This window comes from Clostridium beijerinckii (assembly GCF_036699995.1).
GTDB classification, from domain to species: domain Bacteria; phylum Bacillota; class Clostridia; order Clostridiales; family Clostridiaceae; genus Clostridium; species Clostridium helianthi.
The window spans coordinates 952,360-968,060 of record NZ_CP144906.1 but is presented as its reverse complement, the minus strand read 5'-3'; the positions used below and the strand labels follow the sequence as shown (position 1 = coordinate 968,060).

General features: G+C 30.8%; 13 protein-coding genes and 1 riboswitch. Of the genes, 4 read left to right on the top strand and 9 right to left on the bottom strand.

All coding sequences use genetic code 11. From position 1 onward, the window contains the following. Nucleotides 1–155 precede the first annotated feature (155 nt). From PZA12_RS04645 to nadA, 4 genes are all read right to left on the bottom strand, one after another. On the bottom strand, nucleotides 156–890 hold the full coding sequence (locus PZA12_RS04645; RefSeq protein ID WP_078116587.1) for an ATP-binding protein: 735 nt from the start codon (nucleotides 888–890) through the stop codon (nucleotides 156–158). A gap of 175 nt (nucleotides 891–1,065) precedes the next feature. Continuing rightward, entirely contained in the window at nucleotides 1,066–1,911 is an 846-nt protein-coding gene (nadC, locus tag PZA12_RS04640) for a carboxylating nicotinate-nucleotide diphosphorylase (protein WP_103698783.1), read from the bottom strand. Beyond that, complete coding sequence (locus PZA12_RS04635; RefSeq protein ID WP_078116589.1) at nucleotides 1,886–3,193, bottom strand: L-aspartate oxidase; 1,308 nt, start codon at nucleotides 3,191–3,193, stop codon at nucleotides 1,886–1,888. Before PZA12_RS04635 ends, nadC begins: the two co-directional genes overlap by 26 nt. 7 nt (nucleotides 3,194–3,200) lie before the next feature. Then, nucleotides 3,201–4,124 carry a quinolinate synthase NadA gene (nadA, locus tag PZA12_RS04630; protein WP_077842911.1) on the bottom strand — a complete coding sequence of 308 codons (924 nt, stop codon included), beginning with the start codon at nucleotides 4,122–4,124 and terminating at the stop codon, nucleotides 3,201–3,203. A 223-nt stretch (nucleotides 4,125–4,347) separates the two neighbouring features. On the opposite strand from nadA, the gene PZA12_RS04625 reads away from it, so the two are divergent. The 4 genes from PZA12_RS04625 (at nucleotide 4,348) to PZA12_RS04610 (ending at nucleotide 8,299) form a co-directional block, all read left to right on the top strand. Beyond that, nucleotides 4,348–4,716: a GntR family transcriptional regulator gene (locus tag PZA12_RS04625; RefSeq protein ID WP_077842892.1), complete on the top strand. Its 369-nt coding sequence runs from the start codon at nucleotides 4,348–4,350 to the stop codon at nucleotides 4,714–4,716. Between the two features lie 74 nt (nucleotides 4,717–4,790). Further along, on the top strand, nucleotides 4,791–5,495 hold the full coding sequence (locus PZA12_RS04620) for an ABC transporter ATP-binding protein (RefSeq protein ID WP_171773633.1): 705 nt from the start codon (nucleotides 4,791–4,793) through the stop codon (nucleotides 5,493–5,495). Beyond that, the gene (locus PZA12_RS04615; protein ID WP_077842894.1) at nucleotides 5,489–6,292 is read left to right on the top strand and encodes an ABC transporter permease; all 804 of its coding nucleotides are present in this window, start codon (nucleotides 5,489–5,491) and stop codon (nucleotides 6,290–6,292) included. Before PZA12_RS04620 ends, PZA12_RS04615 begins: the two co-directional genes overlap by 7 nt. 256 nt (nucleotides 6,293–6,548) lie before the next feature. Beyond that, nucleotides 6,549–6,723, top strand: a riboswitch (Lysine riboswitch). A gap of 151 nt (nucleotides 6,724–6,874) precedes the next feature. Then, the gene (locus PZA12_RS04610; RefSeq protein WP_078116590.1) at nucleotides 6,875–8,299 is read left to right on the top strand and encodes an amino acid permease; all 1,425 of its coding nucleotides are present in this window, start codon (nucleotides 6,875–6,877) and stop codon (nucleotides 8,297–8,299) included. 141 nt (nucleotides 8,300–8,440) lie between these two features. Here the strand turns inward: PZA12_RS04610 and PZA12_RS04605 are convergent, their stop codons facing one another. From PZA12_RS04605 to asrA, 5 genes are all read right to left on the bottom strand, one after another. Then, nucleotides 8,441–10,279: an APC family permease gene (locus PZA12_RS04605; RefSeq protein ID WP_078116591.1), complete on the bottom strand. Its 1,839-nt coding sequence runs from the start codon at nucleotides 10,277–10,279 to the stop codon at nucleotides 8,441–8,443. 297 nt (nucleotides 10,280–10,576) lie between these two features. Beyond that, nucleotides 10,577–12,214 carry a hydroxylamine reductase gene (gene hcp / locus PZA12_RS04600; protein WP_077842897.1) on the bottom strand — a complete coding sequence of 546 codons (1,638 nt, stop codon included), beginning with the start codon at nucleotides 12,212–12,214 and terminating at the stop codon, nucleotides 10,577–10,579. Nucleotides 12,215–12,923: 709 nt separating this feature from the next. Further along, on the bottom strand, nucleotides 12,924–13,889 hold the full coding sequence (asrC, locus tag PZA12_RS04595) for a sulfite reductase subunit C (protein WP_017211747.1): 966 nt from the start codon (nucleotides 13,887–13,889) through the stop codon (nucleotides 12,924–12,926). A gap of 12 nt (nucleotides 13,890–13,901) precedes the next feature. Continuing rightward, the gene (gene asrB / locus PZA12_RS04590) at nucleotides 13,902–14,696 is read right to left on the bottom strand and encodes an anaerobic sulfite reductase subunit AsrB (protein WP_103698781.1); all 795 of its coding nucleotides are present in this window, start codon (nucleotides 14,694–14,696) and stop codon (nucleotides 13,902–13,904) included. After that, nucleotides 14,689–15,699, bottom strand: a complete 1,011-nt coding sequence (asrA, locus tag PZA12_RS04585; RefSeq protein WP_103698780.1) for an anaerobic sulfite reductase subunit AsrA — start codon at nucleotides 15,697–15,699, stop codon at nucleotides 14,689–14,691. Before asrA ends, asrB begins: the two co-directional genes overlap by 8 nt. Nucleotides 15,700–15,701 lie beyond the last annotated feature (2 nt).

The following is a 15,701-nucleotide window of genomic DNA, read 5'->3' as shown; positions in this document are numbered from 1 at the left end:
TCACCTTAATGAATATATAATTTTTTACTTATCTGTATAAATTCCCATTTCTAATTTAAGTATACCCTTAAATAATCATTTTTATAAATTTATAGGGCATATCTGCATATAAAACTTTTTATATATGCAAATATACCCTTATTCTATTTATATTTTTATTCAATAATTTCTCCATTAGTCGAAATAGTTACAACTTGCCAAGGAATCATTTTATCACTTGCCTTTAATGCATTTTTCACAGCATTTTCTATTCCACCACAACATGGAACTTCCATTCTTACAACAGTAACACTTTTTATATCATTCATCTTCAAAATTGTCGTTAGTTTTTCTGAATAATCTACCTCATCTAGTTTTGGACATCCTATTAATGTAATTTTATTCCTAATGAACTTATTATGAAAATCTCCATATGCATAGGCTGTACAATCTGCTGCTATAAGTAAATTAGCATTGTTAAAATATAATGCATTTGGAGAGACAAGTTTAATTTGCACAGGCCATTGATTCAATTGTGATACTATCTCACCTTCAGTTCTCGCCTCTCTCACTTCAATCTTCTTATGTTTTAACATTCTAGATTGTGCACCTGGGCATCCAAATTGAATTGTTTGATTTTTGTTTGACTCTAATTTCTTTTGCTCCGTATTTCTTTTCTCCATGTTTATCTTTACAGCTTCTTCATCATAAGCAGCTGCTTCTCTCTCTTCGAAAGAAATAGCATTAGTTGCACATGAAGGAAGACAGTCTCCAAGCCCGTCACAATAGTCATCCCTTAATAATTTTGCCTTTCCATCTACTATACCTATAGCTCCTTCATGACAGGCACTTGCACAAACACCACATCCGTTACATTTCTCTTCATCTATTTTAATAACTCTTCTTATCATAAAATTCTCCTCCTAAATTTCACACTCATTTAAATTCACTAATCATTAAACTTTGACCATACACTAGTAATTGAAATATAGAATTTAGATAAATCAATCAACTTATAGAATTATTATAATAGAATGTTCGTATTAAATCCGTTTCATTTGATACAGAAATATTAATTATCAGTTTTTAATTTTCTAACAATGTTAAGTTTTTTAAACTAAAGTCCAATATTTTAGCTGAGTGTGTTAATGCTCCTACAGATATGTAATCAACACCTATTTCAGCTATTTCTTTAATATTATTTAGTTCAACATTTCCTGAGAATTCTATTAGGGCTCTTTTTCCTATTATTTCAACTGCCTCTTTAGCTATCTCTAAACCCATATTATCAAGCATTATTATATCTGCGCCTGCTAATAGTGCTTCCTGCACCATTTCTAAATTTTCAGTTTCTACCTCTATTTTTCTAACAAATGAAGAATTTTTTCTCGTTAGCTCTATAGCTTTTTTTATTCCGCCAGCCGCACTAATATGATTGTCTTTAATCATTACACCATCAGATAAATTAAATCTGTGATTACATCCGCCCCCAATCTTTACAGAATATTTCTCTAATATCCTTAAATTTGGTGTTGTTTTTCTTGTATCTAATAATTTTGCCTTTGTGTGTTTTATTTCTTGTATAAATCTATTCGTCAATGTAGCTATTCCACTCATCCTTTGAAGTAAATTTAGTGCAATCCTTTCCCCAACTAATAAGCTTCTTGTATTACCTTTTAGAAAAGCAATTCTGTCTTTTACATGTACATTATCTCCATCACGCTTATAAAATTCAATCTCCACATTTCCTAATAAATCAAATACTCTTTTAAATACTTCAAGGCCCGCAACTATGCCTTCCTCCTTGCAAATCAATTCTACTGTAGAGATACTTTCCTCTCCTATGATTGAATTTGTGGTTATGTCCTCGTTTGGACACTCTTCAATAAGTGCATCTTTTATTATTTTATCTATAACTAAATAATTTATCATCTAACTTTCCCCCCTTTTCTTTTATAGTTCTAACAGTTATCTCTTTATTTTCTTCTTGTAATTCGTCCCATGATTTTTCTAATCTTTCCACAGGAAAAACTTTAATTTCCAAATAATCCACAATGTTGTTAATTGATATTGCAGCTCTTCTTGAAAATACAAGTCCTTCAAGTAATGAATTACTTGCGAGTCTGTTAGCACCATGTACTCCTGTACAGCTTGTCTCTCCAACCGCATATAGGTTTTTCATAGATGTTTTAGAATCCAAATCTACTTTTATTCCTCCCATAAAAAAATGCTGAGCTGGAGAAACTTTAATACATTCCTTTGTTATATCTGTTCCTCTTTTTAAGCATTCCTCATAAATAGTTGAAAATCTATTTATTATATAGTCTTTTCCCAAAAACCTTATATCTAAATTTACATAAGGTACTTCTGTCTCTTTTATCTGATTATATACTGCTTCTGATACCACATCCCTCGGCAAAAGCTCATTTATGAATCTTTCCCCTTTTATATTTGTAAGAATTCCACCTTCCCCTCTTAGAGATTCTGATATTAAAAATTTCCTCTTATTTTCACCTTCTTCATAAAATGCTGTCGGGTGAATTTGAATATAATTCATATCCTTTAATTCTATATTGTGTCTTATTGCTGATGCTATTCCATCTCCTGTCAATATTCTCTGATTAGTTGAATTATTAAATAATCCACCTATGCCTCCAGTTGCCAATACAACAGCTTTTGCATAAACATTTATTTGCTCACCTTCTCTTATTAACAAGGCTCCAATACACTTATTTTCTTTTTCTATAATATCTACAAAATGAGTATTTTCATAAACACTTATATTTTCTCTCTTTTTCACTTTATCAATTAAAATTTTTGCAGTACTTTCTCCTGTATTATCCTTTGTATGAACTATCCTATTTACAGAATGAGCGCCTTCTTTTGTAAAGTTTAAACTTCCATCTTCATTTCTATCAAAAGCAAGTCCCATTTCAATTAATAATTCTATGTTAACCATAGATTCATTAATTAAAGTTTCAACAGCCTCCAAATCATTTTTGTATCTTCCTGCTTTTAAAGTATCCTCTATATATAGTGGAATATCCTCAACACCTTTTGCAACAGATATTCCTCCTTGTGCCAGATAAGTATTACTGCAAGTAATCTTATCTTTACATACAATCAAGACATTTAAATCTTTCCTTAAATTTAATCCACAATAAAGACCTGATACCCCTGAACCTATTATTAGAACATCAACAAACTTATTCATATTTTTCCTAATTACTTCTAACATCTTGCGATGCAAGTAAATGCATATTTTCTAACGATCTTAACGCCTTTTTTCTAACATTTTCTTCTAGAATCATTTCATTTTTCATATTCAATAAGGCATCATATAAATTTTCAAGGGTTGTCTTTTTCATGTCTTGGCAACATATTCTATCTCCTGGTATAAAGAAATTTTTATTAGGATTCCTTTTCTTTAATTCATGTAAAATTCCTTCTTCTGTCGCTATTATAAACTCGGTTCCTTCATCTCTAGTTGCATAATCTATTATCCCACTTGTGCTCCCTATATAATCTGCAATATCTCTGATTTCCTTTGTGCATTCAGGATGTACTAATACTTTTGCATTTCTATGTTTTTCTTTTTCAATCAATATATCTTCTCTGCTTACCTTATTATGACACCTACAAAATCCATCCCATAGTATGAACTCTTTTTCTGGGAAAAACTCTGATATATATTCACCTAGGTTCCTATCAGGTAAAAACATAATCTTTTTATTAGGTATCTTCTTTAATATTTTTAATGCACTTGAAGATGTCACAGCTACATCACAATGAGCTTTCACATTACACGTTGAATTTATATAACAAACTACATAGGCATCTGGATGTTTTTCCTTTAGTTCTAATAAAGCCTTGCCGCTTGCCATATCTGCCATAGAACATCCTGCACTAGGACACGGCATTAAAACAGTCTTATTCGGTGATAAAATTTTTGCACTCTCTGCCATAAATCTAACCCCGCAAAACATTATAACTTCCTCTTTGCAATCTCTAGCTATTTCACTTAAATAATAAGAATCTCCTACATAATCTGCTAAGTCTTGTATAATTCCTGGTTGGTAATAGTGTGCAAGAATAAGTGCATTCTTTTCTCTCTTTAACTTTAATATTTCTTTTGCTAAATCCATCGCCACGTTTATTTACACCTCTTTTAATTAATTTTACAGGTGTATATACACCATTGAAAATAATTATAACACCACAATTTTTAATATTCAACAGATTTCATTGCCTTATTTAACCTACAAAAAATCATTTTATTTTTCTTGACAGCTAAAAGTTATAGTTGTATTATTGTATTAACAACTTAGTACAACAATACAGTAGTACAATTTATGAAGGAGTGAGACTATGTCATGGGATTTTAATGACGATAGACCAATTTACATGCAGCTAATGGAACAAATACAACTTAGAATCGTTTCTGGCATATACAAAGCTGGCGAAAAATTGCCATCAGTTAGAGATATGGCAGGTGATGCAGCTGTTAATCCTAATACAATGCAAAAAGCATTAACAGAACTTGAGAGAACTGGTTTAGTATTTTCTCAAAGAACAAGTGGCAGATTTATTACGGAGGACGTTAATATGATTAAAAATATAAGAAATGGTTTAGCAAGAGATCAAATTGAAAAATTTCTCTACAACATGGAGAAAATCGGTTATACCAATCAAGAGACAATCCAACTTATAGAAATTATATCAAAGGAGATGAAATAATGAGTAATGCTGATAATAAAATATTGTATAACTCTAGCGAAAGTGATACAATGTCTACTTTTACAAATAGCAATATGGATAATGTCCCTATTTTAGAATGTAGAAATTTATTTAAGACTTATTCTAATACTGAGGCATTGAAAGGGATAAATCTAAAAATTAATCGTGGTAGAATTGTTGGACTTTTAGGTCCAAATGGTAGTGGTAAAAGCACACTAATAAAGTTAGCAAACGGTCTTTTAACTCCATCAAGTGGGGAAATATTAATATCAGGAAATAAACCTGGAATTGAAACAAAGAAGATTGTTTCATACCTTCCTGAAAGAACTTATCTTAATGACTGGATGAAAGTTTCAGACATCATTAATTTTTTTCAGGACTTCTACGATAATTTCAATCCTGAGAAAGCTTACAATATGTTATCGAAACTTAACATTAATCCCAATGATAAATTAAAAACCATGTCAAAGGGTACAAAAGAAAAAGTACAACTCATTTTAGTTATGAGTAGAGAGGCCGATTTGTATTTATTAGATGAACCTATCGCAGGTGTTGATCCCGCTGCCAGAGATTATATTTTAAATACAATAATCACTAATTACAATGAAAATGCCACTATAATTATATCTACTCACCTTATTTCTGACATTGAAAGAATATTAGATGATGTAGTATTTATATCATATGGGAATATATTCTTAACTAAAAGTGTTGATGAAATAAGAGAAAATGAAGGCAAGAGTGTTGATGCTCTATTTAGGGAGGTATTTAGATGTTAGGAAAATTAATGAAGTATGAGGTAAAAGCAACTGGCAGAACCCTTATACCACTTTATTTAGTATTATTAGCATTTGCTATCATTAATAAAGTTTTTATCGGAACTGGTCTATCACATAAACTTCAAGGATTTGGTTCAATCCCATTTATACTAAGCATCTTTGGATACGGATGTACTATGGCTGCTGTATTCATAGTTACCTTTTTCATAATTATCCAAAGATTTTATAAAAATCTACTTGGTGATGAAGGATATTTAATGAACACCCTTCCAGTGAGCACTATCACAAACATTACAAGCAAACTTTCAATTGCTACTTTTTGGACTATAATAAGTGGAATTGTAGCCATACTTTCAATAATTATTATGGCATTTGACCCTAGAGCTTTTGGCCAATTCTTTTCTGAAACTTTTAGGGCTCTTTCAGAAGGTTATGCTAAAATAGGAATACAAATTTATGTAATTATTATAGAATTATTAATTGCTATGGTATTTCAGTTTGTAAAATTTATTAGTATGATTTATGCTTCTATATCAATTGGGCATATATTTAGTAAGCATAGAATTCTTTCATCTTTCGGGGCATTTATAGTATTAAATTTAATTGCAGGTGCAATATCATCATCTATTGGGATAGCTTTTTCATCCTCTAGACTGCCTGATCTACTAAGAAATGTTGAATCTCTTTGGCCTATTAATTTATTTTTAATATCTATCACAGTATTTAATATAATCTTCATAATAGTTTATTTCATAATAACAAGCTATATATTAAAAAATAAATTAAATTTAGAATAAAAAATGTCATTTTAAATATATAATCTTGCTATAGTGCCGACTTGCATAAAAAGCTTAAATATAACACTAATCATTGCTAAGATAGTATATTTATTTATAAATATTAAAAAAGCGACTATTGAAATAATTTCAAATAGTCGCTTTTAATCTGCAAACTTTTTAGTCATTTTCTATGCATTTTTATAAATTGTTAAATATTTTATATTGACTTATTCCTCATTTTATTACATAATTACATATAACTTAATAGGTAAATAACTAAGATAGAGGCGCGAAATTTAAGAGTATTATTATGGAGGTAAGCTCATTGAAGTAATAAGAAAGGAACTTTCGCCGAAGTAAATGGTTGATTGCTTTAATACTATTTGCTGGGCTTGTGTAAAATATATACAAGACTGCCACAACTTATTTTGTGGAGAGCTATTTTTAATGTAAATGTCGATATTCGTCATATTTTTAAAATGTGTAACTTTCGTATTTATGTCATGAGTATGCTCTCATGGCTTTTTTTATTGTTTTAATTTTTATATTATCTTAGTTACTTGCTTATGGAAATTTAAAACCATAATGGAGGATAGAAAAATGAGTGAAGAAAATCACGAATTAAAGAGAAGTTTAAAAGCAAGACACTTAAACATGATAGCCATAGGCGGATCTATTGGTACCGGTATATTCCTTGCAATGGGTGATACTCTCCACCAAGCTGGTCCTGGTGGCGCATTAGTAGCTTATGCACTAGTAGGTATCATGGTATACTTTTTAATGACAAGCTTAGGAGAAATGGCAACTCATATGCCAATATCTGGTTCATTTAGCTCATATGCTAATAAATTTATTGATCCAGCTCTTGGATTTGCCCTTGGTTGGAACTACTGGTACAACTGGGCTATAACAATTGCAGCCGAAATGGTTGCTGGTGCTCTGTTGATGAAATACTGGTTCCCAGATGTAAATGCCCTATATTGGAGTATTTTATTTTTAGTAATTATAGTAGGACTAAATGTTCTATCATCTAAGGCATATGGTGAATCAGAATACTGGTTTGCTGGGATTAAAGTTATTACCGTTCTTATATTCATAGTGATTGGTGTTTTAATGATTGTAGGAATAATGGGTGGAGATAAAGTTGGATTTCATAACTTCACCATTGAAGATGGACCTTTCCACGGAGGAATTAAATCAATATTTTCAATTTTCTTAATTGCAGGTTTTTCATTTCAAGGTACTGAACTTATTGGAATTGCTGCAGGTGAAAGTGAAGATTCTGAGAAAAATATTCCTAAAGCTATAAAATCAATATTTTGGAGAATATTAATATTTTACCTAGGTACAATTATTGTCCTTGGAGCAATAATACCATTTACTGAAGCTGGACTTGATACAAGCCCATTTACAATGGTATTTGAAAAAGCTGGTATTGCGGGCGCTGCTTCATTGATTAATGCAATCATATTAACTTCTGTATTATCTGCCGGTAACTCTGGTATGTATGCGTCAAGTAGAATGCTTTATGCAATGGCTAAAGAAGGTATGGCTCCTAAAGCTTTTGCTAAAACAAATAATAGAGGTGTACCTATAAATGCCGTGCTTCTAACTACATTAATAGCTTCTGCTTGCTTTTTAACAGGTCTATATGCAGAGAGTACTGTTTATGTTTGGCTAGTTGCAGCATCTGGTCTTGCTGGATTTATAGCTTGGGTAGGTATAGCAATATGCCACTATAGATTTAGAAAAGCATATATTTATCAAGGAAGAGATTTAAATGAGTTAAAATATAAAGCTAGTTTATATCCATTTGGTCCAATATTAGCATTATTAATGTGTATCATTATAATAATAGGTCAAGGATATTCATACATTACTCCTGAGGCAATTGATTGGAATGGATTAATTGCAGCTTATATAGGACTTCCATTATTCTTGATCTTATACGTGGGTTATAAAATAAAGAATAAGACTAAAGTTATTCCTTTAGATAAAGTTGATTTAGACTTCTCTGATAAATAGTAACACAAAGTAAGATCATACTTTTTAAGTTTAACTTTTATTTGTACTTTCTATATTTAGCTTTAAATATTATATTTCTCTGGAAATAAGGAGAGTATCTCAAATATTTTTGAGATACTCTCCTTTCTATATTATATAATCCTATTCATTAATTATATAAGGCACAGTTACAATAACTACATTTCTCATCTTAAGTATAGATCTTCTTAAGAGTATTGATGTTTGATTATGAAGTGTCTGATGCCACCATTTATGTATGATAAATTGAGGCATTACTATTGTTATTACTTCATGTTTCTTTAACTGCTTATGTTTTTCTTCCACATACGCTAAAAGTTTCTCATTAACATTTCTGTATGGCGCATTTTCTATAACTAATTGCGCTGCTATCCCAAGCTTATTATACTTTTCTATTAGCTTCTTTGTTACTTCTTCATCTGTACTAACATGATAAACTTCTATGTTCTCACCAAGAGTTAAAGCACAATTTAAACTCTTTATGAAAGATTTATTAATTGTTTGAACTGGTACAATAACATGTTTAGTTATGGCTTCTCTTACAATTAAACTCTCTAAACCTGTTTCTATTTTTAAGTTTTCTCTAACCTTAGTATAGTGTCTTCTAACTCTTAACATTCCTGTCACGAGTATCGGTATACATACAAGCACAATCCATGCTCCATGCTTAAACTTCTCTACACCTATTATTATGCATGTCGCTGCTGTAACAGCTGCCCCTAAACCATTTATAAAAGCTTTATGTCTCCAATGCCCTTCCTTGCTCTTAGTCCATTTTCTAAACATTCCAAATTGTGATAGTGTGAATGATATAAATACACCAACTGCATATAGAGATAACAACATATGGGTACTACCATCTGCAATATAAACTAAAAGTGAAGATACTAGAAACAACAATACTATTCCATTTGAAAAACTTAATCTAGTTCCCCTTTTCCCAAGTTGTCTTGGAACATATCCATCCTTAGCCAATATTGATAACAGTAGAGGCAAGTCTGAGAATGCAGTATTAGCTGCAAGTGTAAGAATAATAGCTGTCGTAGCTTGTACTATAAAAAACATTAAGCTATTTTGTCCAAAAACTTGGATTGCTATTTGTGCTATTACTGTAATATCTTGACCTGGAACTGCTTTGTACATTGTTGAGAGATATGATATCCCACCAAATATAGTAAAAACAATACAAGCTAATGTTCCTAATACTATTTTTGCATTCTTCTGGGCTGGATTTTTAAAATTAGGTATTCCATCACTTACCGCTTCGATACCTGTCAATGCAGTACATCCCGAAGAAAAGGCCTTTAGGAATAATAACAAAGTCAAATCTCCAGCAGCTTGTGGAACTACGTATAATTGCTCCGGAGTTTCTTTCAATACTAATACTTTGAATACTCCTGTTACTATCATTATTATTATTGATAATATAAATAAATATGTTGGTATTCCAAATAACTTAGATGAATCCCTTATTCCTCTAAGATTCCCTAATGTTATTAACCCTATTACAAAAATAGCTATTAACGGTTGATACGGCAACAATGCTGGAATTGCTGATGTTATTGCAGCTGCTCCTGCACAGGTACTAACTGCAACAGTTAGCAAATAATCAATTATCAATGATGACGCTGCCACCAATCCTGGAAGCTTACCTATATTTTCGCTTGCAACAATATACGATCCGCCCCCATGAGGAAAATTATCGATTATTTGTCTATATGAAAACACTATTATTCCTAATAAAACTGTAATTGCTATTGCTATTTCTATCATCGATCCATATGCGCGCATACCAAGAATAGGTATAAGGACTAATAGTATTTCTTCACTTGCATAAGCTACCGATGAAATAGCATCGCTTGATAATATTGGCAATCCCCAAAGAACACTAAATTTTTCTTCAGCTAATTCGTTAGTTTTAAGAGCTCTTCCAATCAATAATGATTGAATTTTTTTTAACATAATTCTTCCCCCGTATTGTAAAAATTATTATGCAATTTCAAATTTATTTAACAGGTAATAAAAAGGATTTTCTCCTTCTTTTCTATTACCTGCTATTACAACATACAGATTATATATCTATATATTATTGATGTAAATATATTTATTTTTATAAATACGTTTTCAGTCCAACTTTATTTTTAAATATTTTTCGACAGTACAATATTATCTCTCCATCTTGTTGTATTCTAACTAAAAAGGAAGAAGATAACTAATTTTATACTAGCTATCTTCTTCCATCATTTATCCTGTGTTAATTTATCTTAAGAACATTTCCATATCATCTTCAACATTTGTAATTCCACCTATACCGAAGTTCTCTACTAGAACATTAGCTACATTTGGTGAAAGGAATGCTGGAAGAGTTGGTCCTAAGTGAATGTTTTTTACTCCTAAGTGTAATAGAGATAATAAAACTATTACAGCTTTTTGTTCATACCAAGCAATGTTAAATGCTATTGGTAATTCATTTATATCTTCAAGACCAAATACTTCTTTTAATTTTAGTGCAATTACTGCTAATGAATATGAATCATTACATTGTCCTGCATCTAAAACTCTTGGAATTCCACCAATATCTCCTAAATCTAATTTGTTATATTTATATTTTGCACACCCAGCTGTTAAGATAACAGTATCCTTTGGAAGCGCTGCAGCAAAATCTGTGTAGTATGATCTAGCTTTTTGTCTACCATCGCATCCTGCCATAACGAAGAATTTCTTAATTGCTCCAGTTTTTACTGCGTCAACTACTTTATCAGCTAATGCTAATACTTGGTTGTGAGCAAATCCACCAATTATTTCTCCTTCTTCAATTTGAGTTGGAGCCGCACATTTTTTAGCTTGTTCAATAATTGCTGAGAAATCCTTCTTTCCGTTTTCGTCAGCAGCTATATGAGTACAACCTTCATATCCTGATGCACCAGTAGTATATAATCTACCCTTATAGCTATCTCTTGGAGGAACTATACAGTTTGTAGTCATAAGTATTGGTCCATTAAAGCTTTCGAATTCTTCTGGTTGTTTCCACCATGCGTTTCCGTAGTTACCTACTAAGTGTGAGTATTTCTTTAAATGTGGATAATAATGAGCTGGTAACATTTCTGAGTGAGTATAAACATCTACTCCTGTTCCTTCTGTTTGAATTAATAATTGTTCTAAATCTTTTAAGTCATGTCCTGAAATTAATATTCCTGGATTTGTTCCAACTCCGATATTTACTTTTGTTATTTCTGGATTACCATAACTTTCTGTATTAGCTTTATCTAATAAAGCCATTCCATCAACACCAACTTTTCCTGTTTCCAAAGTTAATGCTATATATTCATCTATTGTTACGTTGTTATCAGCAGTTAATGATAATGCTTTTTGCATGAATGCACATATATTTTCATCTTCATATCCTAAAGCATTTGCATGTTTCATGTATGCAGATAAACCTTTTAATCCATAAGTAATAAGTTCTCTTAAACTTCTGATGTCTTCATTTTCAGTAGCTAATACACCAACAGTCTCTGCTTTAGCTTCCATTTCTTCTCTTGTTTCTGCATTATATAACGCAGCTGCACTTAAGCTTTCTTTGTTAGCTAATTTTCCTAATAATTCTTCTTTTATTTTTAAAGTATCTTTTACTCTTCCATAAAATACTTCTTTATCAAAGTTAGCATTAGTTATAGTAGTGAAAAGATTCATTGTTACTGTAGTATTAATAGCTTGTGATACAACGATACCTTCTTCTCTAGCTTTTGTTGCAACTTCTGATAACCCTCTAGTCACGTATATTAATAAATCCTGCATTTTAGCAAGGTCTGGAGTCTTACCACACACACCTTTTACAGTACATCCTGTACATCCTGCTGCTTCTTGACATTGAAAACAAAACATTTTATTATCCATATTGAAATCTCCTCCACACAATTAATTTTTATCTAATAAATTTTCATTAATTTCTATATTATTTAAGCAAATTCCCTCGAATCACCTTATGAACATATTTTACATTGAAATTATAAAATACTCTGTTTCATTTGTTACGACTCACAAATCTTTTGGAATTATTTTTATAAATACATAAAAATAACCTAGAATCCATATATACTCTAAGTCACCATAAATTAAAGTTATTGTAATGATTTTAAATATAAAAATATTTGTAGTGTTATAATAATTTAAATTTACTTACAAATAACCGAAAATGAATATATGTCTTTACTCCAGTTTTTTGTGAATATAAATTTAAAGTTTGATATATCTATACAAATATTTCTATATTCCTCAAGTTAGCAATACCTTTAGCTACGTATATTTATGCTCTTTAATACAATATACATAAAATCCATTTAATTAGGTTTCCTGTGAAATAGCAAAACAAAGAAATAGAATACATATATGTGGATCAGGCATTGAAAAATAAGCTGTTGGAATATCTTAATGGCAGGTTGTTGCACTTTTGCTTGTCCTGTGCTTGCCGCAGGAGCATGCAGAAGTGATGCAACCTTCCATTTAGATATTATCAGCGAGATTTTTCATAGTCCTGAGGAACATATATGTATTCTATTTCGATTGTTCATTTCCTCATTTTAAGTTCTTTGTGATACATTTAATTCTAGCAGAAATGTATTCCACTCCAATAGATACGTTCTTTGATGATAGTTTTTTCTGGGAATTCTACATCCTTTAATGCCCACTTTTTATATTCTTCAAATCCAACTCTATCAATTATATAACCAATATGCTCTTTTCCACCTGGAGCATCTTTGTCTATATATTCTTCAACAAATTTATAAGTATTTAATATTATTTTAATTATACTTTGCTCATCAGCCCAAATTAAGAAATCTTCTGCAAGACGAGGGTTCTTCTTACCTGATCTTCCCATAAGAACTAACTTATAATATTTTTCTTTGCTTCTTGTCCATGCTCCTGTAGGACATGCATTTGCACATTCACCACAACCAATACATTTTTCTTTATTTCTTACTATTTTATAGTTAATAGCTTCAAGTGCTCCTACTGATTTTTTCTTACAAGCTTTCACACATGCCATGCAACTTACACATCTATCAATATTATATTGTGGTTCTGTCATTCCAATTATCCCAAAGTCATGTGTTCTTGCTTTAATACAATCATTAGGACATCCTGTTAATGCGATTTTAAAATGTAAATCATTTGGGAAAATAGCTTTTTCTATTTTCTTTGCAAAATTAGTTGTATTATAATTAGCAAACGGACAAACATTGTTTCCAACACATGCTGATACATTTCTAGTTCCTGCAGCAGTATATCCTTTGCCTGGTATTTCTTGATTTATTTCTAATTTTTCAATAATTGGTTGTAACAATTCATTTACTTTATCCATATCCTCAAAGCTTATACCTGGTACTTCAAAACCTTGACGTGTTGTTATATGAACAGTTCCATCACCATACTTTTGTGATATTTCTTGTATCATTCCTAATAATTCTGCATCTAAATGCCCTCCAGGAACTCTAATTCTAGAGGCAGTTATCCCTCTTTTTTTAGTGACTCTAAAAGCATTTTTCTTGATTGCCTTTGTATTTAAATCCACAACTAACCCCTCCTAATCTATTAATAATTTGCCTTTTGAATAATTGAAAACAGGACCATCTAAACAAATATAAGTATCATCTATTTTACAGTGTCCACACTTTCCTATTCCACAACACATTTTTCTTTCTTGTGAAATCCAAATATTATTTTCATCTATACCACGTTTTAAAAACTCTGCAACAGTAAACTTCATCATAATAGGAGGTCCTACTACAATAACTGCTGCATTATTAATATCCTTTATTAGTAAATCAGGAATATATTTTGTTACCATTCCAACATTGCCATTGTATCCCTCTTCTGCATTATCAACAGTTAGAATAAGATTTATATTACTTTTCCATATTTTAATATCATCTTTGAATAAAACGTCATTAGGAGATTTAAATCCTGCAATTAGAGTGAAACTTTCTGCTTCACCTGCATTTTTTGCAAAGTAATCTACAACTCCTCTTACTGGAGAAAGACCTGTTCCCCCTGCAACAACTATTAATTCTTTTCCTTTGTAATTTTCAATATCAAAGCCATTACCATAAGGTCCTCTTAGAAATAATTTATCGCCAACATAATTATTAAATATTTCATTAGTTACTTTTCCAACACGTCTTATAGTTAAGTCTACAGTACCCTCTCCAATACCACTTACTGAAATAGGCGCTTCACCAAACTTTGGTAATGAAACTTCAAAGAACTGTCCTGGTTTTACATCACCATTAAACTCCATTCGAAAAGTATATTCTATTTCTGTATGTTTAATTACTTCTTTAATTTCCGATAAAAAAGGAATATATTCATTTTTACTCATTGTCTGCCACCTCTTTCATACCCTCTTTTAGTTTATTCACACAGTTAGAGAATGATATATATTCTGGGCAGATATCATCACATCTTCCACATCCCACGCACATATGATATCCCCATTTCTTTTTATAGTCATATACTTTGTGTAGCACTTTAAAACGCATACGTTGTCCTTTATCTAACCTAAAACTATGTCCTCCAGCCATATCTGTATATCCATCTACATGGCAAGATGCCCATACTCTTCGTCTTTCCCCTGTTTTACCATTATCAGTATAGAAGACATCCTGCATTGTAAAACAAGTACATGTAGGACAAACAAAGTTACATCTTCCGCAAGCAATACAACGAGCACTGTATTCTTTCCACATATCTGATTTCATAATATCTAAGGAAAGATTATCTGGTATAGAAACCTTTACATTATTTTCTGTTACAAAGTCTGGTTTAACATCTAAAGTTTCATCAGCTTTAAATAGATTTTCTAAAACCTCATCTTTAACATCTACGTATACATTATCGCCATCTACTTTTAAGTATGCATTATATTCATCATTTTTATTTGTTTCCATACTTACACAAAAACAATTTTCAAATGAGTTTTCACATCCCATTAAAATAAACTTTGCATTTTCTCTTATTCTCTTATAATAATAATCTTCTTGTCCATTTCTTAAATAAATATCATCCATACGTTTTACCGCGTGTAAGTCACAGCTTCTTAAGAAAATGATAGCACCTTTTTTAGGAGCATCTGCTTCCTTTATGGAATCTTCTGTGAAATAGAAAAGTGTTTGAGATATAGGAAGTAATACTTCTTTATATGAATATTGAGCCTTTTGATTAAAAACTATATCATCTATTGTTTTTATTTCGCCATAACGTACTCTATCAGTATCAGAAAAAGTACCTTCACCTTCAAATAATTTTGGTGCATATACTACATATTCTTTTGATAAATCTTCGAATACTTTATTAATATCATTTTTGCTTAATTTATATCCCATCA

What these genes read in the sequence shown, in the direction of transcription:
- PZA12_RS04645 (WP_078116587.1), bottom strand. Translation starts at nt 890, where the DNA reads ATGATAAGAAGAGTTATTAAAATAGATGAAGAGAAATGTAACGGATGT.
- nadC (WP_103698783.1), bottom strand. Translation starts at nt 1,911, where the DNA reads ATGATAAATTATTTAGTTATAGATAAAATAATAAAAGATGCACTTATT.
- PZA12_RS04635 (WP_078116589.1), bottom strand. Translation starts at nt 3,193, where the DNA reads ATGAATAAGTTTGTTGATGTTCTAATAATAGGTTCAGGGGTATCAGGT.
- nadA (WP_077842911.1), bottom strand. Translation starts at nt 4,124, where the DNA reads ATGGATTTAGCAAAAGAAATATTAAAGTTAAAGAGAGAAAAGAATGCA.
- PZA12_RS04625 (WP_077842892.1), top strand. Translation starts at nt 4,348, where the DNA reads ATGTCATGGGATTTTAATGACGATAGACCAATTTACATGCAGCTAATG.
- PZA12_RS04620 (WP_171773633.1), top strand. Translation starts at nt 4,791, where the DNA reads ATGGATAATGTCCCTATTTTAGAATGTAGAAATTTATTTAAGACTTAT.
- PZA12_RS04615 (WP_077842894.1), top strand. Translation starts at nt 5,489, where the DNA reads ATGTTAGGAAAATTAATGAAGTATGAGGTAAAAGCAACTGGCAGAACC.
- PZA12_RS04610 (WP_078116590.1), top strand. Translation starts at nt 6,875, where the DNA reads ATGAGTGAAGAAAATCACGAATTAAAGAGAAGTTTAAAAGCAAGACAC.
- PZA12_RS04605 (WP_078116591.1), bottom strand. Translation starts at nt 10,279, where the DNA reads ATGTTAAAAAAAATTCAATCATTATTGATTGGAAGAGCTCTTAAAACT.
- hcp (WP_077842897.1), bottom strand. Translation starts at nt 12,214, where the DNA reads ATGGATAATAAAATGTTTTGTTTTCAATGTCAAGAAGCAGCAGGATGT.
- asrB (WP_103698781.1), bottom strand. Translation starts at nt 14,696, where the DNA reads ATGAGTAAAAATGAATATATTCCTTTTTTATCGGAAATTAAAGAAGTA.
- asrA (WP_103698780.1), bottom strand. Translation starts at nt 15,699, where the DNA reads ATGGGATATAAATTAAGCAAAAATGATATTAATAAAGTATTCGAAGAT.